This window comes from Sinorhizobium sp. BG8 (assembly GCF_016864555.1).
GTDB lineage: Bacteria > Pseudomonadota > Alphaproteobacteria > Rhizobiales > Rhizobiaceae > BG8.
Genome location: NZ_CP044011.1, coordinates 2,949,128 through 2,969,537 on the forward strand (window position 1 = coordinate 2,949,128; position 20,410 = coordinate 2,969,537).

The window sequence follows — 20,410 nt, forward strand, 5'->3', positions numbered from 1 at the left end:
TTGGCCTATCTGCGGCGATTCAACATTCTGGGCTGCGGGTCTTCACCCGGTGTCCCTAGGATTACGGGCGATTGGGGAGCCTGCGATCCGAAAAACCCGAAGAATCGCCGTACCCGGACCTCGTTGCTGGTCGAGCAGATCGGTCCGGATGGTGGAAAGACTTCGGTCGTCATAGACACCGGGCCGGATTTCCGCGCTCAGATGATTGCGGCAGGCGTCGTCGATATCGACGCCGTCATCTACAGCCATGCCCATGCGGACCATCTGCACGGCATAGACGATATTCGCGGTTTCGTGCTCCAGCACCATCGGCAGGTCCCGATCTGGGCAGACGCGCCGACCATGGATCTCATTCGAAGCCGCTTCGGCTATTGCCTGCAGACACCGCCTGGAAGCATGTATCCGCCGATCATCACGGCGAACCTGATCGAGACGCTCGACAGACCGATCGTGATCGAGGGGGCAGGCGGTCCATTGCCGATAGAACCCCTGCTTCAGGTTCATGGATCCATTCACTCGCTTGGCTTCCGGTTCGGAAACGTTGCCTATTGCAGCGACGTCAGCGATTTTCCGGAAACGACGATCCCGCGCCTGTGCGGTCTCGATCTGCTCATCATCGACGCGGTGCAATACCGGCATCACCCGAGCCATTTTTCACTGCAGCAGGCGCTCGAATGGATCGAGCGGCTTTCGCCCGAAAAGGCGCTCCTGACCCACATGCATGTTCCGCTCGACTACGACACTGTCATGCGGGAAACCCCCGACCATGTGGAACCGGCCTATGACCAGATGGTCATCGAATTCGACGTGACCAGCGAATTCGTCCAGGATTGAAGAGCGGCTTTCTACGAAAGCCGCTACAAATCATTGTTTTATTTGACTTTATACCGATGCGCACTCGCGCCTTCGGGAGATGCGCGCTAGCTGAAATAGGGCTGGAGGTTCTTACGAATACGCTCGAGCACCGTAGCGTCCGAGAGGTCCGGAACAAATGTCTTTCCGGTGATCGCCTCGTAGGCCTGGATGTAGACCCGCGACGTTTCCTCGACGAGTTCGCGCGGGATTTCCGGGACCGGATCCTTGTAGGGATCGCACCGCGCCGTGACCCAGGCCCGCACGAAATCCTTGTCGAAGCTGGCCGGACGCTCGCCGGTTTCGAAGCTCCGTTCGTAGCTTTCAGCCAGCCAGTAGCGACTGCTGTCTGGCGTATGGATCTCGTCGGCCAGGATGATCTTGCCGCTGGCGTCGGTGCCGAATTCGTACTTGGTGTCGACCAGGATGAGCCCGCGCTCGGCCGCACGAGCCTGACCGCGCGAAAACAGCGCCAGCGCATAGTTGGAGACAGTTTCCCATTGTTCCTTCGTCAGGAGGCCCTGGGACAGGATCTCGGCACTGGACAACGGTTCGTCATGTCCGCCGTGAAAGGCCTTGCTCGTCGGCGTGATGATTGCCTCGGGCAGCTTCTCGTTGTCGCGCAGTCCGTCCGGCAGACGGATACCGTACATGTCGCGCTCGCCGTTGCGATACTTGGTCAGAATGGACGTGCTCGTGGTGCCCGCGAGATAGCCGCGCACCACGATCTCGACTGGAAGAATATCGAGCCTGGTCCCGACGACGACGTTTGGATCCGGATAGTCCAGCACGTGGTTCGGGCAGATGTCCGCTGTTTCCTCGAACCAGTAGCGTGCCGTCTGCGTGAGAACCTGGCCCTTGAATGGAATCGAAGTCAGGATGATGTCGAACGCGCTCAGTCGGTCTGTGGCTATGATGATGCGCCGGCCATCCGGCAAGTCATAGTTTTCGCGGACCTTGCCATTGTAGCGGTTCGGGAGCTCGGGGATGAAGGCATCGGAGAGAACGCGCAACTCGCTCATTGGGGCCGGTCTTTCATTGGCGATTGTTCTTCGGCTAGGGCTTAAGCAGCAGGAGTGCCTAGGTCAAGACGTCAATCGGATCAGGTGGCTTTCGCAGCCGCCGGCAAGTCGAGCGGCGCGACGCCTGGAAGGTACATACCACGTGGTTCGTGGCAATGTATTAGTTCCATAATCTATCTTATGCGATCTAAGTATGTAGCGGGGGCGGGTTCAAGGATGAAGTGCGACTTGCGAGGCCCAGGAAACTTCCTTCCCCTGATCGATATGAATGAGCGTCGCGTCAGAGTCCTTGGATCGTGCGTCGCGCAGCTCTTGTTTCCCATCGCAGAGACGATGCCAGTGAAACCGACGCTCCGCCGTCGCGCTCAATGCTCAGGGCAAATTCGACGCAATCGTTATCCTCTGATGACGCGTCTGCTCTGACTCACAGCAGCCTGTCAGAGCGGGCGACCGCCGCGTCTGACATCACGAATAGTTGAAGCCCTCACTTGCATATGAAGATCCTGAAGCAATTACCTGTTTATCCTGCATTTAATTCCTTCAAATGCTCAACGGTCGATACCGTGTGAGGTATGGCACTCTCTTCCAAGATTTTGACCCTGACCTAGAATCTTGATCGAAGGAGTGCGCGCCATGAAGAAGAGCTTCGTCGCATTTGCCCTTTGCCTGCCCCTTGTTGCATTCGCAGTCGACCACACCCGCTCTGAGGAGCCGGTGGACACGGTTCAATCCGTCATCCAGCAACAGATCTCGGCATTTCAGCATGACGATGCAAAGACGGCTTATTCCTTTGCTTCGCCGTCGGTTCAGGACAAGTTCGGTAACGAGGCGACGTTCTTCGACATGGTCAAGCGAAGCTACGGTCCTGTCTATCGGCCCGGAAATTTCGCCTTCGGGCGTAACAAGATCACGAAGGAATCCGTTATTCAGGAAGTGCTCATATCCGGTTCTGATGGAAAGGACTGGACCGCGATCTACCAGCTCGTGAAGCAGCCTGACGGTACCTACAAGATCAATGGCGTGATGATCGTGAAGTCCGCTCCGGGACCGGCCATCTGAGCGAAGGCTGCCCAAGCGTGTCAGGTCATTGCCGCGTCGCCGCGTGCCCAGTTTTCCTGCGTTTCGGCCATGAAGTCCGCGAAGCGGCCCTCCTCTATGGCCTTGCGGATTCCGGCCATCAGATCCTGGTAGTATGCAAGGTTGCTCCACGACAGCAGCATGCCGCCAAGCGACTCGTTGGAACGCACCAGATGGTGCAGATACGCACGGGAATAGTCCCGGGTCGCCGGGCACGACGACTGCGGATCGAGCGGTCGCTTGTCTTCCGCATGCTTGGCGTTGCGGATATTGACCTTGCCGAAACGGGTAAAGGCCAGTCCGTGACGGCCCGACCGCGTGGGCATGACACAGTCGAACATGTCGATGCCGTGCGCCACGGACTTCAGGATATCGTCGGGCGTGCCGACTCCCATCAGATAGCGCGGTTTTTCGAATGGCAGATGCGGGCAGGTCGTGTCGATCATGTCGAGCATGACCTCCTGCGGTTCGCCCACCGCAAGCCCCCCGATCGCGTAGCCCTTTAGATCGAGCGCCGAAAGTGCCTCGGCTGAGCGTACCCGCAGTTCCGGGACGTCACCGCCCTGGACGATAGCGAACATGGCCTTTCCGGGCTGATCGCCAAAGGCCACCTTGCAGCGCTCCGCCCAACGGACGGACATCTCCATCGCGCGCTCGATGTCGCTGCGCTCCGCCGGCAGCGCAACGCATTCGTCGAGCTGCATCTGGATGTCGCTGTCGAGCAGCCCCTGGATCTCTATGGAACGTTCCGGAGACATGTGGTGTAGCGAACCGTCGACATGGCTCTTGAAGGTCACGCCCCGTTCGTCGAGCTTGCGCAAGGCTGACAGCGACATGACCTGGAAGCCGCCCGAGTCCGTCAGGATCGGAAAGGGCCAGCGGATCAGCTCGTGCAACCCCCGAGGCGCGCCACGCGCTCCGGGCCCGGGCGCAGCATGAGGTGGTAGGTGTTGCCGAGGATGATGTCGGCGCCGAGCTCCCTCACCTGGTCCAGATACATCGCCTTGACCGAGCCGACGGTACCGACCGGCATGAAGGCCGGTGTGCGGATGGTTCCGCGCGGCATGGTGATTTCGCCGCGGCGCGCCTTGCCGTCGGTAGCAAGCAGCTTGAATTCGAATTGGTCGCTCATTCAGGTCTTCCGGTGAAGGAGGCTCGTGTCGCCATAGGAATAGAAACGATAACCGGTCGCAATCGCGTGGTCGTAGGCGTCGCGCATGGTCTCGAGGCCCGAAAAGGCAGAGACCAGCATGAACAGTGTCGACTTCGGCAGGTGGAAATTGGTCATCAGCATGTCGGCCGTGCGAAATCGGTAGCCGGGCGTGATGAAGATCCCGGTTGCCCCGGACCATGGCCGGATCGTGCCGCTCTCGTCGGCAGCGCTTTCGAGCAGTCGCAGCGATGTCGTGCCGACCGAGACGATACGCCCTCCCCGGCGCGCACGGCATTGAGGGCGTCGGCCGTCTCGGCGGAGACGTATCCAATCTCCTGGTGCATGACATGGTCGTTCGTGTCGTCGACCTTCACGGGCAGGAACGTCCCCGCGCCAACATGCAGCGTCACGAAATGGCGCTCGATCCCCTTGGCTTCGAGCGAGGCGAAGAGAGCGTCGGTGAAGTGCAATCCGGCCGTCGGTGCGGCAACGGCTCCTTCCTCGCGAGCGTAGATCGTCTGGTAGTCCCGTCGGTCCGCCTCGTCGTCGCCGCGCTTCGAGGCAATATAGGGAGGAAGCGGAATGTGTCCCACCGACGCGATCGCCTCGTCGAGAGCCGGTCCCGAGAAATCGAAGCGGAGGGTGACTTCACCGCCCTCGCCTTTCTCTTCCACGGTCGCATCGAGGGCACCGAGGAAACAGGCATTCGTCTCATGGCCGAAACGGATGCGGTCTCCGGGCTTTATTCGCTTGCCGGGCTTGGCGAAGGCCTTCCAGCTGTCGGGTGCCACGCGCATGTGCAGCGTCACCGAAACCCGCTGGGTGCCCGCTCCGTCCCGATGACGTTCGCCTTCGAGCTGCGCCGGGATAACCCGCGTGTCGTTGAAGACGAGCGCATCGCCTGCCCGAAGCAGATCCGGAAGGTCGCGCACATGACGGTCGGCGAGCAGCGTCGCCTCGTCCGGCGTCACGACGAGCAGACGTGCGGCTTCGCGCGGGTTCGCGGGCCTAAGGGCTATACGGTCTTCCGGAAGGTCGAAATCAAAGAGGTCTACACGCATGCGAGGGTCTGTATCTCAGGTGCTGGGCCTGGGTAAAGTGGCTGCCATCAAACGGCAAAACCCGCCCTGGTGCGTTGGCACCGGGGCGGGCTTTCGAAAACAAACGCCTTAGGCGTCGGCCGCAACCTTCATCGAAACGATGGTATCGGGATCGCGCACGGGCTCGCCGCGCTTGATCTTGTCGATATTGTCCATTCCTTCGATAACCTGTCCCCAGACCGAGTACTGCTTGTTGAGCCAGGGCGCGTCGGTGAAGCAGATGAAGAACTGCGAGTTGGCGGAGTTCGGCATCTGACTGCGCGCCATCGAGCACGTGCCGCGAATATGGCTCATGTTCGAGAATTCGGCCTTGAGGTCAGGCTTCTCGGAGCCGCCCATGCCTGCGCGGGCAGGATTGAAGTCCTTGCCGCCGGTCTTGCCGTACTGCACGTCGCCCGTCTGGGCCATGAAGTCCTCGATCACGCGGTGGAACACCACGCCGTCATAGGCACCCTCGCGGGTCAGTTCCTTGATGCGCGCGACGTGGCCCGGTGCCAGATCCGGCAGAAGCTGGATCACGACCTTGCCCTTCGAGGTCTCCATGATGATGGTGTTTTCCGGATCCTTGATCTCGGCCATTGTCCTTACTCCTTGTGCGTGGACATTACTTTCCGACGGTGACCTTGATCATCCGGTCGGGATCGGTGACGGAGCCGTTGTTGGCTTCGTCGCCGCGCTTGATCTTGTCGACGTTTTCCATGCCTTCGACGACCTGGCCGACAACCGTGTACTGACCGTTCAGGAAGCTGCCGGGCGCGAACATGATGAAGAACTGGGAGTTGGCGGAGTTGGGATCCTGGCTGCGCGCCATCCCCACCGTCCCGCGCTCGAACGGCACTTCCGAGAATTCTGACGGAAGATCGGGTTGGCTGGATCCGCCCGTGCCAGCTGCTCCAGCCTCGTAGCCGTCGTTGAGGTCGCCGTACTTCACGTCGCCGGTCTGGGCCATGAAGCCTTCGATGACGCGGTGGAATGCAACGTTGTCATATTCTCCAGCAGCCGCCAGAGCCTTGATGCGCTCGACATGCTTCGGAGCGACGTCGGGCAGGAGCTGAACGACGACCGGGCCGTCCTTGAGTTGAATGGTGATGAAGTCATCCTTGGACTGCGCGCTGGCGGTGCCGGCGATGGAGGCAAGGAACATTGCCCCTGCAAAGGCGATCTCGACGAACCTCATGATAACTCCCTGGAAGTTGAACGATAGCCGCTCAATGGCCGTGTTTGGCCTTGAGAGCGGAATATACGGGGGCTGGAACGAAAGCCTTCACATCTCCGCCCATTGCGGCGATCTGGCGGACCAATGTGGCGGTAATGGGCCGGGACGCCGTTCCCGCCGGCAAAAACACCGTCTGCACATCCGGTGCCATCTGGCGGTTCATGCCGGCCATCTGCATCTCGTAGTCGAGGTCAGTACCATCGCGGAGCCCCCGGATCAGCAGTGAGGCACCATGGTCGCGCGCTGCGTCGACCACCAGATTTGCGAAAGAGACGACGCTCAGATCATCCCGCCGTCCCGGCATGGCTTCGGCGAGCGACGCTCGGATGAGACCTGCCCTCTCCTCGAACGAGAAAAGCGGTGTCTTCCCCGGATGAATGCCGATCGCCACAATGACCTTCGACGCCACGTTCAACGCCTGCATGAGGACGTCGAGATGGCCGTTTGTCATCGGATCGAAGGATCCAGGATAGAAGGCGATCGTCATGAGCGGTTCCCGTTTGCCGCCTTTTGTCACGGACAGAACGGTTTCGCAAGGTGCGGGACGTAATAGCCGTCGACGTCATCCACCGTTGGTGATGGCGCCGCCGGGATCCATTTGGGGTTGCCAGTGGGCGCGATGCAATCGCAAACGCCGGCGCTGGAACAAAAGTCGGCCAGGCCCGTTCTGGTGCCGAGAGACTTGAGTACAACCGAGCAACACGCACCCACGCTGGAAGGAATGGCAAAATGATACTCGCCTTACTTTGCCTGGCTATGTTCATCGGTCTGACCGCAGCGACCATCCGCTCGGTGCATGAAGAGAACTGCGACGCCGTCAGCAAACTTGCGGCCCGCGGAAAATGGATCCGCTGAAGCGCTCGGGGGCAATGAAATGGTGGCTGCAACCATCGTCTCGATCACGGCAATAACGATCCTGTTCATCGCCGATTTTGCTGGAACCATCCAGGCGACGAAACGTGATCGCGAGGCATTGGCGGTTGCGAAAAGAGAAGTAGGCGGCTTCGGCGTCTAGCGCACCCCGCTCGGGAACGACCTCGTGAGGTCTCGCGCAATCAAACGGGAGGCGCCCCCTCGCCGCCGATCAGCGGGCTGCAATTTGTGTTGCCCGCGCACATGAAAAAACCGGGCGGTTTGACCGCCCGGTTTTAGAGAATTGCCGGTTTTCAAAGATTGGGCGTCGTGGACGCGTATCCGCCTGGAAACCTATTCCTCGACGGTCGGCGCCGGTGCGTCACCTTCGGGAAGGCCTTCAGCGCCCTCCTCTTCCTCGTCGGTTTCCGGTTCGCTGATACGCTCGACCGACACCACCTTCTCGTCCTTGGCAGTAGAGAAGATTGTAACGCCCTTGGTTGCGCGGCTGGCAATGCGGATACCGTCGACCGGCACGCGGATGAGCTGGCCACCATCAGAGACGAGCATGAGCTGGTCCGCTTCGGCGACCGGGAACGCGGCAACCAGATCGCCGATCTCCCCGGTCTTGGAGGTGTCGGTCGCCCGGATGCCCTTCCCGCCTCGGCCAGAGGTGCGGAAATCGTAGGAGGACGAGCGTTTGCCGAAGCCTCTCTCCGATACCGTCAGCACGAACTGTTCGCGGGCCTTGAGCTCTTCGTAGCGATCGTCCGGAAGCTGGCCTTCATCCGTGACTTCCTCGCCGACGAGCGCGATTTCCTCGACGTCGCCGCCTGCCGCACGACGATCGGCTGCCGAGCGCTTGAGGTAGGCTGCGCGTTCCCACGGCTCGGCATCCACATGGCTGACGATCGACATCGAGATGATGCGGTCGCCTTCACCGAGCGATATGCCGCGCACACCGACCGAATTCCGGCCCGCAAAGACGCGCACGTCGTCGACAGGGAACCTGATGCACTGTCCGAGCGCGGTCGTGAGGAGAACATCGTCGCGGTCCGTGCATGTCTCGACGTTGAGGATCTCGTCGCCCTCCTCGTCGAGCTTCATCGCGATCTTGCCGTTGCGGTTGACCTGTACGAAGTCGCTGAGCTTGTTGCGTCGAACGGTTCCACGCGTCGTGGAGAACATGACGTCGAGGTTCTCCCACGTGGTTTCATCCTCGGGCAGCGGCATGATCGTGGTGATGCGTTCGCCGGGTTCGATCGGCAGCATGTTGATCAGGGCCTTGCCGCGTGACTGCGGCGTGCCGATCGGCAGGCGCCAGACCTTTTCCTTGTAGACGATGCCGCGCGAGGAGAAGAACAGGACAGGCGTATGGGTGTTGGCGACGAACAGCCGCGTGACGAAATCCTCGTCGCGCGTTGCCATGCCGGAACGCCCCTTTCCGCCGCGTCGCTGCGCACGATAGGTGGCCAAGGGCACGCGCTTTACGTACCCGAGATGCGAGACCGTCACCACCATGTCTTCCCGGGCGATGAGGTCCTCGTCGTCCATGTCCGGGCCGCCGTCGGCGATCTCGGTGCGACGTGGCGTTCCGAACTCGTCGCGAACCGCCACGAGCTCCTGCTTGACGATGCTCATGATCCGGAGACGGGAGCTCAGGATCTCGAGGAAATCGCGGATTTCCTCGCCGATCTTGTTCAGCTCGTCACCGATTTCGTCACGGCCGAGCGCCGTCAGGCGAGCGAGGCGCAGTTCCAGAATGGCGCGGGCCTGCTCTTCGGAAAGGTTGTAGGTCAGGTCGTCGTTGATGCGGTGGCGCGGGTCGTCGATGAGGCGGATGAGAGCCTCGACGTCCTTTGCCGGCCAACGCCGCTCCATCAATTGTTCGCGCGCGGTCTGCGGATCAGGCGCATTGCGGATCAGCGCGATGATTTCGTCGATGTTGGCGACGGCGATCGCGAGGCCCACCAAGACGTGCGCACGTTCGCGCGCCTTGCGCAGCAGATACTTCGTGCGGCGGCTGACGACTTCCTCGCGGAACGCGACGAAGGCCCGCAGCATGTCGAGAAGTGTCATCTGCTCCGGCTTGCCGCCATTGAGCGCAACCATGTTGCAGCCGAACGATGTCTGGAGCGGCGTATACCGATAGAGCTGGTTGAGGATCACCTCGGCATTGGCGTCGCGCTTCAGCTCGATCACGACGCGGTAGCCCTGGCGATCGGACTCGTCGCGCAGGTCGGAGATGCCCTCGATGCGCTTCTCGCGCACGAGCTCGGCCATCTTCTCGATCATCGTCGCCTTGTTCACCTGATAGGGAACTTCCGTGATGATGATCTGTTCGCGGTCGCCGCGCATGGGCTCGATATGGGCTCGGCCGCGCATGATGACCGATCCGCGGCCCGTCTCGTAGGCCTGACGTATGCCGGCCCGGCCGAGGATCAATGCACCAGTCGGAAAATCCGGTCCGGGGATGATCTGCATGAGATCGATGAGTTCGATTGCCGGATTGTCGATCAGTGCTACGCAGCCGTCGATGACTTCCGAAAGATTGTGCGGCGGGATGTTCGTCGCCATGCCGACGGCAATACCGCCGGCGCCATTGACGAGAAGGTTCGGGAACTTCGCGGGAACGACGACGGGCTCCTGCAGGGTGCCGTCATAGTTGTCGCGGAAATCCACGGTCTCCTTGTCGAGATCGTCGAGAAGCGAGTGTGCGGCCTTTTCCAGCCGGCACTCGGTGTAGCGTTCGGCCGCCGGCGGGTCACCGTCGATCGAGCCGAAATTGCCCTGGCCGTCGATCAACGGCAGGCGAAGCGACCAGTCCTGCGCCATACGGGCGAGTGCGTCATAGATCGCCATGTTGCCGTGGGGATGGTATTTACCCATCACGTCACCGGTGACGCGGGCGCACTTGACGTACTTCTTGTTCCAGTCGATCCCGAGCTCGTTCATCCCGTACAGGATGCGCCGGTGAACGGGCTTGAGGCCATCACGCACATCGGGAAGCGCGCGGCTCACGATCACGCTCATGGCGTAGTCGAGATAGGACCGCTGCATTTCCTCGATAATCGAGATGGGCTCAATGCCGGGAGGGTTCTTGCCGCCGGGGGTCGTTTGTTCGGTCAATTTTGATCACGATCTTTGCTAAGAATCATTCTTGTTTTTATAGCCTACAGCAACTGCCGGCGCCAATTTTGGCGGCAGTTTTGAACAGGCTTTTCCCAGAAAATCCGCCAATTGGCGCGATTTGGTGGCGCAATCGGCGATTGGGGTTCGTGGGCCTTCCCCTCGGTCCCGCCCTCGTCTAACAATTGTCGTACCGGGGCTCGTCCCGGAGCGCAAGGGGTGGCGGGGAGACGCAGCCGATGCTCAACGTGGATCAGCTGGTCAACGCAACCACCACGCTGCTCGTAACCATCGATCCACCCGGACTGGCGCCGCTCTTTCTCGGACTGACCATCGGCATGAACCGCGCCCAGCGAAAGCAGGTAGCGCTTCGCGGCACGATCATCGCTTTCTGCATTCTGACAGCATTCGCCTTGACCGGCGCGAGCCTGCTGGGCCTGCTCGGTATCTCCATCGGCGCCTTCCGCATCGCCGGAGGCTTTCTCCTGTTCTGGATCGCGTTCGAGATGATTTTCGAGCGCCGGCAGGACCGCAAGGAGAAGACCAGCGAGGTGGCGATCACCAAGGACCACATTCACAACATTGCGGTCTTTCCCCTCGCCCTGCCCCTGATCGCGGGTCCGGGCGCGATTTCGGCGACCATCCTGCTTGCGGGATCCTTCCCCACGCCGGTGCAGCGGGCGGGCCTCATTGCGGTTATCGCGATTTGCCTTCTCGTGCTCTTTCTCGCGCTCGTCGTCGCGGAGCGCATCGACCGGTTCCTGGGGGTTACCGGCCGGGCGATCCTTACCCGATTGCTTGGCGTGATCCTCGCCGCCCTTGCGGTGCAATTCGTGATCGACGGGCTGAGAGCTACGTTGTCCGTCTACACCGGCCCCTGATCAGCTCGACGACACGCAACCTCTGCCGCGCGAAAGCTGCCTTTGTCGATACAGCAGCGTTGGCGCTGCAGCGTTCCACATGTCAGGCTCCGTGCTTTGGCTGCGGGGTTGGAGCGCAAACAAACATGCCACCCCTTGCGGTCAGCAGGAGGTGGCATCAATGAGCCGAAAGGCGGGATCGCTATTGCGAAGCGATCAGAACGGGATGTCGTCGTCCATGTCGCGCGAGAATGACGAGGCCGAGCTGCTCGACCGGCTCGAGGACGAGGAGGACGGCTGGGATCCATAGTCGTCGTAGCTCGGCGCACCGCCGAAGTCCGCCCCCCCGCGACGGTCGCCACCGCCCTCGCCGCGACCGTCGAGCATCGTCAGCGTCGAGCCAAAGCCCTGCAGGACGACTTCCGTCGAATAACGGTCGTTGCCGTTCTGATCCTGCCACTTCCGCGTCTGCAGCGCGCCCTCGATGTAGAGCTTGGCGCCCTTCTTCACGTACTGTTCGACGACCTTGCACAGGCCTTCGTTGAAAACCACGACCGTGTGCCATTCCGTCTTTTCCCGGCGTTCGCCGGAATTGCGGTCCCGCCACGTCTCCGACGTCGCGATCCGCAGGTTGGCGATCGGGCGGCCGTCCTGCGTGCGCCGGATTTCCGGGTCCGCCCCGACGTTTCCGATCAAGATAACCTTGTTGACGCTACCAGCCATCGCTTTTGTTCCTGTCACCGCACCAGGCGAGCCCGGTTTCGTTAAAATGCAATCCATCCATCTTATCGATTGCCGACCGCCGGCGCCGCCCCGCGAAGCCAGTAATCCACAGATGAAATTCCACCTGCAATTTGTTCTTTTTTTGTTCTAGAAAATCCCTAGTATCTTGTCAACCGAATCGGAAACAGGCACGGATTTATCCCGAAGCGCATGGACAGGCTGTCGTCAGTCCCTACATAGGATGCGCAAACGAGATCCTCACGCTGGACACCATGAGCGAACTAAAGACCATCTCCATCCGCGGCGCGCGCGAACATAACCTCAAGGGCATCGACCTGGATCTGCCCCGCAACAAGCTGATCGTGATGACCGGACTTTCCGGCTCGGGCAAGTCCTCGCTTGCCTTCGACACGATCTATGCGGAGGGCCAGCGCCGCTACGTCGAGAGCCTGTCGGCATATGCCCGCCAGTTCCTCGAGATGATGCAAAAGCCCGATGTCGACCAGATCGATGGCCTGTCTCCCGCGATCTCCATCGAGCAGAAGACGACTTCGCGCAATCCCCGATCGACGGTAGGGACAGTCACCGAGATCTACGACTACATGCGCCTGCTGTTCGCCCGCGTCGGCGTGCCTTATTCTCCGGCGACCGGACTTCCGATCGAGAGCCAGACCGTCAGCCAGATGGTCGACCGTGTCCTCGACATGGGCGAAGGTACGCGGCTCTATATCCTGGCGCCGGTCGTCAGAGGCCGTAAGGGAGAATACAAGAAGGAACTGGCGGAGCTCATGAAAAAGGGCTTCCAGCGCGTCAAGATCGACGGCCAGTTCTACGAGATCGCAGACGCGCCTGCCCTCGACAAGAAATACAAGCACGACATCGACGTCGTGGTCGATCGGATCGTGGTCCGGCCGGACCTAGCCGCACGCCTGGCCGACAGCATCGAAACATGTCTGACGCTTGCGGACGGTCTCGCGATCGCCGAATTCGCGGACAAGCCCCTGCCACCGGAAGAAACGGCAGCAGGCGGAAGTGCAAACAAGTCGCTCAACGAGACGCATGAACGGGTGCTGTTCTCGGAGAAGTTTGCCTGCCCTGTTTCCGGCTTCACCATTTCCGAGATCGAGCCCCGGCTCTTTTCCTTCAACAATCCCTTCGGCGCATGCTCCACCTGCGACGGTCTGGGAAGCCAGCAGAAGATCGACGAAGACCTCATCGTTCCCGAACCGCAGCGCACCCTGCGGGATGGCGCCATCGCGCCATGGGCGAAGTCGTCCTCGCCCTACTACAATCAGACGCTGGAAGCCCTCGGCGCCGCCTATGGCTTCAAGCTTTCGAACCGCTGGTCGGACCTTTCCGAGGAGGCTCAGGACGCGATCCTGCACGGCACCCGCGAGAAGGTGGAGTTCAATTACCAGGACGGCGCGCGCTCCTACAAGACGACCAAGTCTTTCGAGGGGATCGTGACGAACCTCGAACGACGCTGGAAGGAAACCGATTCTGCATGGGCGCGCGAGGAAATCGAGCGTTACATGTCGGCGGCCCCCTGCCCGGCCTGCAACGGCTACCGCCTGAAACCCGAGGCGCTCGCCGTCAAGATCGACAAGTTGCATATCGGCGAAGTGACCGAGATGTCGATCCGCGTCGCACGCGACTGGTTCGACAAGCTGCCGGACCACATGAACGCCAAGCAGAACGAGATCGCGGTCCGCATCCTCAAGGAAATCCGCGAGAGGCTGCGCTTCCTCAACGATGTCGGGCTGGAATATCTGAGCCTTTCGCGCAATTCCGGAACTTTGTCCGGTGGCGAAAGCCAGCGCATCCGGCTCGCCTCGCAGATAGGTTCCGGCCTCACCGGCGTGCTCTACGTCCTCGACGAGCCGTCGATCGGCCTTCATCAGCGTGACAATGCCCGCCTTCTGGAGACGCTTCGCCATCTTCGTGATATCGGCAATACCGTGATCGTCGTGGAGCATGACGAAGACGCGATCCTGACCGCAGACTATGTCGTCGACATCGGCCCGGCGGCGGGCATCCATGGTGGCGAAGTGATTGCGCAGGGCGCGCCCGCCGACATCATGGCGAACCCGAAATCGCTTACGGGCAAGTACCTTTCGGGCGAACTTTCCGTGGCGGTGCCGGCCGAACGCCGCAAGCCGAAGAAGAAGCGGGAGATCACGGTCGTCGGCGCGCGAGCCAACAACCTAAAGAACGTGACTGCTTCGATCCCGCTTGGTGTCTTTACCGCTGTCACCGGCGTTTCCGGCGGAGGCAAGTCGACCTTCCTCATCGAAACGCTCTACAAGTCGGCGGCGCGCCGCATCATGGGCGCGCGCGAAAACCCTGCCGAGCACGATCGCATCGACGGCTTCGAATTCATCGACAAGGTCATCGATATCGACCAGTCCCCGATCGGCCGGACGCCGCGCTCGAACCCGGCGACATACACCGGGGCCTTCACGCCGATCCGCGACTGGTTCGCCGGATTGCCGGAGGCAAAGGCGCGCGGCTACCAGCCGGGGCGCTTCTCCTTCAACGTGAAGGGCGGGCGCTGCGAAGCCTGCCAGGGCGACGGCGTCATCAAGATCGAGATGCACTTCCTGCCAGACGTCTATGTCACTTGCGACGTCTGCCACGGCAAACGGTACAACCGGGAAACGCTGGACGTGCACTTCAAGGGCAAGTCGATCGCCGATGTGCTCGACATGACCGTGGAGGAAGGCGTCGAGTTCTTCGCGGCCGTGCCTGCCGTGCGCGACAAGCTGGTGACGCTGAACCAGGTGGGCCTCGGCTACATCAAGGTCGGCCAGCAGGCGAATACGCTCTCGGGCGGCGAGGCGCAGCGCGTCAAGCTGGCAAAGGAACTGTCAAAGCGCTCGACTGGTCGCACGCTCTATATCCTGGACGAACCCACAACGGGCCTGCATTTCCACGACGTTGCGAAGCTGCTCGAGGTGCTGCACGAGCTGGTGAACCAGGGCAATTCGGTCGTGGTGATCGAACACAACCTCGAAGTCATCAAGACGGCGGACTGGGTCATCGATTTCGGACCCGAGGGCGGCGATGGCGGCGGCGAGGTCATTGCCGAAGGTACGCCGGAACAGGTGGTGAAGGTGGATCGGTCCTACACCGGAAAGTTTCTCAAGGAATTGCTCGAGCGGCGTCCACAACGAAAGGCCGAAGCCGCGGAGTGAGGGACAGCTCGTGACCGGCGGTCACGGGTTCTTCTGGGGGCGGCGTCGCGAGCAGACTGCATGAAGGGTTCATGGTCGTGCTCCATGATCCTTCCCCTCGAACGGCCGGTCAGATTTGCGTGACTCTGATCCGGAGCTCAGTCACCTTCTGCCGTCACACGCGTTCAGATCTTCTCGAGGCCGGTTCACGTGGGCCGGCCAAGGTTCCAGCTAACTTCGATGGGGAACAGCATGACCAAAACCGGCACGATCCGCACCGGCATAGGCGGGTGGACCTTCGATCCATGGGAAGGAACGTTCTATCCGGAGAAGCTGCCGAAGAAGAAACAGCTCGAATATGCGAGCCGGGAGCTGACGGCGATCGAGGTCAACGGTACCTATTACAGCTCGCAGAAGCCCGAGACATTCGCCAAATGGGCCTCCGAAGTGCCGGAGGGCTTCATTTTCACGCTCAAGGCAAGCCGCTTTGTGACAAACCGCAAGGTTCTGGCGAGTGCGGGCGAGTCGATGGAGCGTTTTCTGACACAGGGACTGACCGAACTCGGGCCGCATCTTGGGCCGATACTCTGGCAGTTCGCGCCGACGAAGAAATTCGAGCCCGAAGATTTCACCGCCTTTCTGGCGTTGCTGCCGGAGAAGCAGGACGGACTGACGCTGCGCCACGCCCTGGAGGTGCGCCATCCCTCCTTCATGGTTCCGGAATTTGCGAAGCTCGCGCGCAAGCACAAAGTCGCCATCGTTTACGCTGAACACGCTGATTATCCCGAGATCGCCGATGTGACGACGGATTTCGTCTACGCCCGGCTGCAGAAGGGAAACGACAATGTGCTCACCTGCTACGAACCCGGAAGGCTGGACCGGTGGGCCGACAGGGTGGCGCGCTGGGCCGAAGGCGGCGAGCCCGGCGATCTACCTCGGATCGATCCCGACCACACGCCCGCGAACAAGCCGCGAGATGTCTTCGCCTTCTTCATTCACGAGGGAAAGGTGAACGCGCCGAACGGTGCGCGCGAACTTAAGAAGAGGACCGGCTGAGCAGGCCGGGAACACCTCAGGAGGCGGCTTGACCGATAGGGCGGATTGACGCCGCAAGATCCTCTGCCGTCATCCCCTCGCCTGCCCGTTCGCCTGCCTCTCCATGACGCCAGACGGCGGCAGCCGCCGCCTCGAAGGCAGGCATGCCCTTGGCGAGGTGGGCGCCAACGATGCCAGCCAAAACGTCGCCGGATCCTGCGGTCGCGAGCCAGGGCGGAGCATTTTCGTTGACGAGGGCGCGCCCGTCCGGCGCGGCGATCACAGTATCCGCTCCCTTCATCACGACGACCGCATGGCTGCGCGCGGCCGCCTTCCTGGCGCGCTCTACCTTGGACAGCTCCGTGTCGGCAGCAAGATCGGGAAACAGTCGCGCGAATTCGCCGTCGTGCGGCGTCAGCACGAGTCGCACCGGTCCCTCTCGGAACGCGGAGAACAGGACATCCGGATCCTCCCGGAATGCCGTTATGCCGTCTGCGTCGAGCACGAGCGGCCGATCCGACAGCGCCAGCACCAGGGCCCGCGCTTTCTTCAGGTCGCCGAAGCCCGGGCCGAGAACGAAAGCCGAGATTCGGGGATCGGCGGCTTTCGCCTGCACATCGGCTACGTCTCCGACCTCCTTGAGCATGATGGCGGTCAGATGCGCGGCATTGGTTGCCAGAGCATCCCGGGGCGCAAAGATGGTCACGAGCCCGGCCCCTGCCCTCAATCCGGCCGTCGCCGAGAGCCGGGCGGCTCCGGTCGTCAAGGCCCCGCCGGAAAACACCACCAGATGACCCCGATTGTATTTATGGGCTTCCGGCTGCGACGACGGCAGCGCCATCCTCCAGACCGTGGGTGAGTTGACCCTCAAATGATGCGACTCGGCAATGACGACGCGAGGTGGGATGCCGATGTCGAAGACTTCAATTGAACCGCACAGCAGCCTGCCGGGCAACAACACATGTCCCGGCTTGCGGCACATGAAGGTGACGGTATGCGTCGCCGTGAATGCCGTTCCGCGGACGGTACCCATTCGGCCGCATAGGCCGGAGGGTAGGTCGACGGCGATGACGGGCAAATCGCGGGCCGTGACGGCCGAGACGACATCACGAACTTCTGCCGGGACATCTCGCGCAAGACCGGCACCGAAGAGCGCATCGATCACGACGTCGCCCGGTCGAGGCACGTAGGTCGCGAGAGGCTTTGTCGGATACGCAAGGTCGGAGAAGGCCCTCGCTGCGTCGCCCGTGAGGGCAGCCGTATCACCGAGCGAATACACATCGACGCTCGCGCCCGCCTCATACAACAGCGCTGCGGCAATGTAGCCGTCGCCACCGTTGTTGCCAGGCCCGCAAAGCACGACGTAGCGCAGCGCCCCAGGGTAGTGGCGAAGGGCCGCGGCGCCCGCGGCGCTGCCCGCTTTCAGCATCAGCCCGTAGCTGTCGATGCCTGACGCGGCGGCGCTGCGATCGATCGCAGCCATTTCGGCGGGTGTAACGACCAGATTTTCGAGCTGATGACGCATCCCCGAACAATGCCTTCAAGCCAGTAGAGCAACAAGAGGAAAATCGAGGCATCCAAAAGATCATAAATTATGCATTTGCATAGTTTTAGTGCTTAAAAATGATGCCGTTGCCGACAAAGCTCTCGACGCGGTCTGCTCCCTCCACAGCACAGTCATTCGCGGGGTATTTTTTAGGCATTTTTCACTGGCTTTCGGTTTGGAAACCGTCATGATGCATGCTACCTCACTGTGTCCACACGTCGAAAGACCCGGACGCGCCAGTTTGGCATGCAAAATGCATCAGTGAGGGCAGCGGGCATAGTCCTGCGTAAACGGGAGAAGCGGAGAGACATTTTCTCATGAAAAAGATCGAAGCGATCATAAAGCCTTTCAAGCTGGACGAAGTGAAGGAAGCTCTTCAGGAAGTCGGCCTGCAGGGTATCACCGTCACGGAAGCAAAAGGCTTCGGACGCCAAAAGGGCCACACGGAACTCTACAGAGGAGCCGAGTATGTGGTCGACTTCCTTCCCAAGGTGAAGGTCGAAGTCGTACTGGCGGACGAGAACGCGGAGGCTGTCATTGAAGCGATCCGCAACGCCGCGCAGACCGGACGTATCGGGGACGGCAAGATCTTCGTTTCCAATATCGAAGAAGTCATCCGTATCCGTACCGGTGAAACGGGCCTCGACGCCATCTAATCCGCCTAGCCGTTCGGCCAAGGTATTTCCATTCGTCATCTCACACAGGGAATGCAAAAATGACGACTGCAAATGATATCCTCAAACAAATCAAGGAAAACGACGTCAAGTTCGTAGACCTGCGCTTTACCGACCCGAAGGGTAAGCTGCAGCACGTGACGATGGATATTTCCTGTGTCGACGAAGACATGTTCGCAGATGGCGTCATGTTCGACGGCTCGTCGATTGCCGGTTGGAAGGCGATCAACGAATCCGACATGGTCCTGATGCCCGATCCGGCAACCGTTCACATGGACCCCTTCTTCGCCCAGTCGACGATGGTCATCTTCTGCGACATTCTCGACCCGATCTCGGGCGAAGCCTACAACCGCGACCCGCGCGGCACCGCAAAGAAGGCCGAGGCATACCTCAAGGCCTCCGGCATCGGTGACACCGTTTTCGTCGGTCCGGAACCGGAATTCTTCGTGTTCGACGACGTCAAGTACAAGGCGGATCCGTACAACACCGGCTTCAAGCTCGACTCCTCCGAGCTGCCGTCGAACGACGACACCGACTATGAAACCGGCAACCTCGGCCACCGCCCGCGCGTCAAGGGCGGTTACTTCCCGGTTCCGCCGGTCGACAGCTGCCAGGACATGCGCTCCGAAATGCTGACGGTTCTCACCGAAATGGGCGTGGTCGTCGAAAAGCAGCACCACGAAGTGGCAGCCGCCCAGCACGAGCTCGGCGTCAAGTTCGACACTCTGGTCCGCAACGCCGACAAGATCCAGATCTACAAGTACGTTGTCCATCAGGTAGCCAACGCCTACGGCAAGACGGCAACCTTCATGCCGAAGCCGATCTTCGGCGACAACGGCTCGGGCATGCACGTGCACCAGTCCATCTGGAAGGACGGTAAGCCGACCTTCGCTGGTGACGAGTATGCCGGCCTGTCCGAGAGCTGCCTCTTCTACATCGGCGGCATCATCAAGCATGCCAAGGCGATCAACGCCTTTACCAACCCGACGACGAACTCCTACAAGCGTCTCGTCCCGGGCTATGAGGCTCCGGTTCTGCTCGCCTACTCGGCCCGCAACCGCTCCGCTTCGTGCCGCATTCCGTTCGGCTCCGGTCCGAAGTCCAAGCGCGTCGAAGTCCGCTTCCCCGACCCGCTGGCGAACCCCTACCTCGGCTTCGCCGCCATGCTGATGGCCGGCCTCGACGGCATCAAGAACAAGATCCATCCCGGCAAGGCGATGGACAAGGACCTCTACGACCTGCCGCCGAAGGAGCTCAAGAAGATCCCGACCGTCTGCGGCAGCTTGCGTGAAGCGCTCGAAAGCCTCGACAAGGATCGCAAGTTCCTGACGGCCGGCGGCGTTTTCGACGACGACCAAATCGATGCCTACATCGAACTGAAGATGGTCGAGGTCATGCGGTTCGAGATGACCCCGCATCCGGTCGAGTTCGACATGTACTACTCCGCCTGACAAGGCCGTCGGCCTTTCGCCCGGGCGGAAGGACCTTCGAAAAAGCGAGAAACCCGGCAGCAATGCCGGGTTTCTTTTGTTCTGGCCATGTCCAGGCACCCATGGGGTGCGAATCGGCGCGGTCGGCACCCTTTCGGCGCGAAGCCTCGAACTATTGATGTTTCGTCGGAGTTACCCACATATGGCTAGAAAGGAAGGCTACACAATGAAGATGCGTACCGCAAAGTTTGCGATCGGCGATGTAGTCCGCCACCGGGTATTTCCCTTCCGTGGCGTGATCTTCGACGTCGATCCGGAATTCGCCAATACAGAGGAATGGTGGAACGCCATTCCCGCGGAAATCCGTCCCTCGAAGGACCAGCCATTCTACCACCTCTTCGCCGAGAATGACGAAATGGAGTACGTGGCCTATGTCTCGGAACAGAACCTCGTGGTCGACGACAGCGACAAACCGCTTCGCCACCATCAGGTCCATGCCCTGATGGACCGCGGCGGCTCCGGTCATTACCACTGGAAACAGCAGGCGGACTTTTTCCATTGAGAAGCA

General features: G+C 60.9%; 17 protein-coding genes and 2 pseudogenes. 10 read left to right on the top strand and 9 right to left on the bottom strand.

Features of this window, described 5'->3' with window-relative positions:
- Positions 1-834, top strand: a complete 834-nt coding sequence (locus F3Y30_RS13965) for an MBL fold metallo-hydrolase (protein WP_203423284.1) — start codon at positions 1-3, stop codon at positions 832-834.
- Between the two features lie 86 nt (positions 835-920).
- On the opposite strand, the gene F3Y30_RS13970 is transcribed toward F3Y30_RS13965, so the two are convergent.
- Entirely contained in the window at positions 921-1,865 is a 945-nt protein-coding gene (locus F3Y30_RS13970; RefSeq protein WP_203426620.1) for a phosphoribosylaminoimidazolesuccinocarboxamide synthase, read from the bottom strand.
- Positions 1,866-2,507: 642 nt separating this feature from the next.
- Here F3Y30_RS13970 and F3Y30_RS13975 point away from each other — a divergent pair.
- Positions 2,508-2,933 (top strand): DUF4864 domain-containing protein, encoded by a 426-nt coding sequence (locus tag F3Y30_RS13975; protein WP_203423285.1) that lies wholly within the window; start codon positions 2,508-2,510, stop codon positions 2,931-2,933.
- Between the two features lie 20 nt (positions 2,934-2,953).
- Here the strand turns inward: F3Y30_RS13975 and tgt are convergent.
- The 5 genes and pseudogenes from tgt to coaD all read right to left on the bottom strand — a co-directional run bounded on the left by tgt (position 2,954) and on the right by coaD (position 6,907).
- A pseudogene (gene tgt / locus F3Y30_RS13980) lies at positions 2,954-4,083 on the bottom strand (tRNA guanosine(34) transglycosylase Tgt).
- A pseudogene (gene queA / locus F3Y30_RS13985) lies at positions 4,084-5,165 on the bottom strand (tRNA preQ1(34) S-adenosylmethionine ribosyltransferase-isomerase QueA).
- 108 nt (positions 5,166-5,273) lie between these two features.
- The gene (locus F3Y30_RS13990; RefSeq protein ID WP_203423286.1) at positions 5,274-5,783 is read right to left on the bottom strand and encodes a peptidylprolyl isomerase; all 510 of its coding nucleotides are present in this window, start codon (positions 5,781-5,783) and stop codon (positions 5,274-5,276) included.
- Positions 5,784-5,808: 25 nt separating this feature from the next.
- A complete protein-coding gene (locus tag F3Y30_RS13995; protein ID WP_203423287.1) occupies positions 5,809-6,381 on the bottom strand; it encodes a peptidylprolyl isomerase in 573 nt (190 codons plus the stop codon).
- 31 nt (positions 6,382-6,412) lie between these two features.
- Positions 6,413-6,907, bottom strand: coding sequence for a pantetheine-phosphate adenylyltransferase (gene coaD, locus F3Y30_RS14000; protein WP_203423288.1), 495 nt, complete (start codon positions 6,905-6,907; stop codon positions 6,413-6,415).
- Between the two features lie 242 nt (positions 6,908-7,149).
- On the opposite strand from coaD, the gene F3Y30_RS26615 reads away from it, so the two are divergent.
- Entirely contained in the window at positions 7,150-7,275 is a 126-nt protein-coding gene (locus F3Y30_RS26615; RefSeq protein WP_281435384.1) for a hypothetical protein, read from the top strand.
- Positions 7,276-7,294: 19 nt separating this feature from the next.
- Positions 7,295-7,435, top strand: a complete 141-nt coding sequence (locus F3Y30_RS14005) for a hypothetical protein (protein ID WP_203423289.1) — start codon at positions 7,295-7,297, stop codon at positions 7,433-7,435.
- 191 nt (positions 7,436-7,626) lie between these two features.
- Here the strand turns inward: F3Y30_RS14005 and gyrA are convergent, their stop codons facing one another.
- On the bottom strand, positions 7,627-10,401 hold the full coding sequence (gene gyrA, locus F3Y30_RS14010) for a DNA gyrase subunit A (RefSeq protein ID WP_203423290.1): 2,775 nt from the start codon (positions 10,399-10,401) through the stop codon (positions 7,627-7,629).
- Positions 10,402-10,640: 239 nt separating this feature from the next.
- Between gyrA and F3Y30_RS14015 the strand changes: the two genes are divergently transcribed.
- Positions 10,641-11,282: a MarC family protein gene (locus F3Y30_RS14015; RefSeq protein ID WP_203423291.1), complete on the top strand. Its 642-nt coding sequence runs from the start codon at positions 10,641-10,643 to the stop codon at positions 11,280-11,282.
- 195 nt (positions 11,283-11,477) lie between these two features.
- On the opposite strand, the gene F3Y30_RS14020 is transcribed toward F3Y30_RS14015, so the two are convergent.
- Entirely contained in the window at positions 11,478-11,984 is a 507-nt protein-coding gene (locus F3Y30_RS14020) for a single-stranded DNA-binding protein (RefSeq protein ID WP_203423292.1), read from the bottom strand.
- 272 nt (positions 11,985-12,256) lie between these two features.
- Between F3Y30_RS14020 and uvrA the strand changes: the two genes are divergently transcribed.
- On the top strand, positions 12,257-15,178 hold the full coding sequence (gene uvrA, locus F3Y30_RS14025; protein WP_203423293.1) for an excinuclease ABC subunit UvrA: 2,922 nt from the start codon (positions 12,257-12,259) through the stop codon (positions 15,176-15,178).
- 231 nt (positions 15,179-15,409) lie between these two features.
- Positions 15,410-16,213: a DUF72 domain-containing protein gene (locus F3Y30_RS14030; RefSeq protein ID WP_203423294.1), complete on the top strand. Its 804-nt coding sequence runs from the start codon at positions 15,410-15,412 to the stop codon at positions 16,211-16,213.
- A gap of 16 nt (positions 16,214-16,229) precedes the next feature.
- Here F3Y30_RS14030 and F3Y30_RS14035 read toward each other — a convergent pair whose 3' ends face one another.
- A complete protein-coding gene (locus tag F3Y30_RS14035; RefSeq protein ID WP_203423295.1) occupies positions 16,230-17,717 on the bottom strand; it encodes an NAD(P)H-hydrate dehydratase in 1,488 nt (495 codons plus the stop codon).
- A gap of 338 nt (positions 17,718-18,055) precedes the next feature.
- Between F3Y30_RS14035 and F3Y30_RS14040 the strand changes: the two genes are divergently transcribed.
- The 3 genes from F3Y30_RS14040 to hspQ all read left to right on the top strand — a co-directional run bounded on the left by F3Y30_RS14040 (position 18,056) and on the right by hspQ (position 20,404).
- The gene (locus F3Y30_RS14040) at positions 18,056-18,394 is read left to right on the top strand and encodes a P-II family nitrogen regulator (protein WP_025427016.1); all 339 of its coding nucleotides are present in this window, start codon (positions 18,056-18,058) and stop codon (positions 18,392-18,394) included.
- 59 nt (positions 18,395-18,453) lie between these two features.
- A complete protein-coding gene (gene glnA / locus F3Y30_RS14045) occupies positions 18,454-19,863 on the top strand; it encodes a type I glutamate--ammonia ligase (RefSeq protein ID WP_203423296.1) in 1,410 nt (469 codons plus the stop codon).
- 205 nt (positions 19,864-20,068) lie between these two features.
- Positions 20,069-20,404, top strand: a complete 336-nt coding sequence (hspQ, locus tag F3Y30_RS14050; RefSeq protein ID WP_203423297.1) for a heat shock protein HspQ — start codon at positions 20,069-20,071, stop codon at positions 20,402-20,404.
- Positions 20,405-20,410: the final 6 nt, after the last annotated feature.

Bases quoted from the DNA above. Each gene is read 5' to 3' on its own strand.
- F3Y30_RS13975 (WP_203423285.1), top strand. From the start codon at position 2,508: ATGAAGAAGAGCTTCGTCGCATTTGCCCTTTGCCTGCCCCTTGTTGCA.
- F3Y30_RS13990 (WP_203423286.1), bottom strand. From the start codon at position 5,783: ATGGCCGAGATCAAGGATCCGGAAAACACCATCATCATGGAGACCTCG.
- F3Y30_RS13995 (WP_203423287.1), bottom strand. From the start codon at position 6,381: ATGAGGTTCGTCGAGATCGCCTTTGCAGGGGCAATGTTCCTTGCCTCC.
- coaD (WP_203423288.1), bottom strand. From the start codon at position 6,907: ATGACGATCGCCTTCTATCCTGGATCCTTCGATCCGATGACAAACGGC.
- F3Y30_RS26615 (WP_281435384.1), top strand. From the start codon at position 7,150: ATGATACTCGCCTTACTTTGCCTGGCTATGTTCATCGGTCTGACCGCA.
- F3Y30_RS14005 (WP_203423289.1), top strand. From the start codon at position 7,295: ATGGTGGCTGCAACCATCGTCTCGATCACGGCAATAACGATCCTGTTC.
- F3Y30_RS14015 (WP_203423291.1), top strand. From the start codon at position 10,641: ATGCTCAACGTGGATCAGCTGGTCAACGCAACCACCACGCTGCTCGTA.
- F3Y30_RS14020 (WP_203423292.1), bottom strand. From the start codon at position 11,984: ATGGCTGGTAGCGTCAACAAGGTTATCTTGATCGGAAACGTCGGGGCG.
- uvrA (WP_203423293.1), top strand. From the start codon at position 12,257: ATGAGCGAACTAAAGACCATCTCCATCCGCGGCGCGCGCGAACATAAC.
- F3Y30_RS14030 (WP_203423294.1), top strand. From the start codon at position 15,410: ATGACCAAAACCGGCACGATCCGCACCGGCATAGGCGGGTGGACCTTC.
- F3Y30_RS14035 (WP_203423295.1), bottom strand. From the start codon at position 17,717: ATGCGTCATCAGCTCGAAAATCTGGTCGTTACACCCGCCGAAATGGCT.
- F3Y30_RS14040 (WP_025427016.1), top strand. From the start codon at position 18,056: ATGAAAAAGATCGAAGCGATCATAAAGCCTTTCAAGCTGGACGAAGTG.
- glnA (WP_203423296.1), top strand. From the start codon at position 18,454: ATGACGACTGCAAATGATATCCTCAAACAAATCAAGGAAAACGACGTC.
- hspQ (WP_203423297.1), top strand. From the start codon at position 20,069: ATGAAGATGCGTACCGCAAAGTTTGCGATCGGCGATGTAGTCCGCCAC.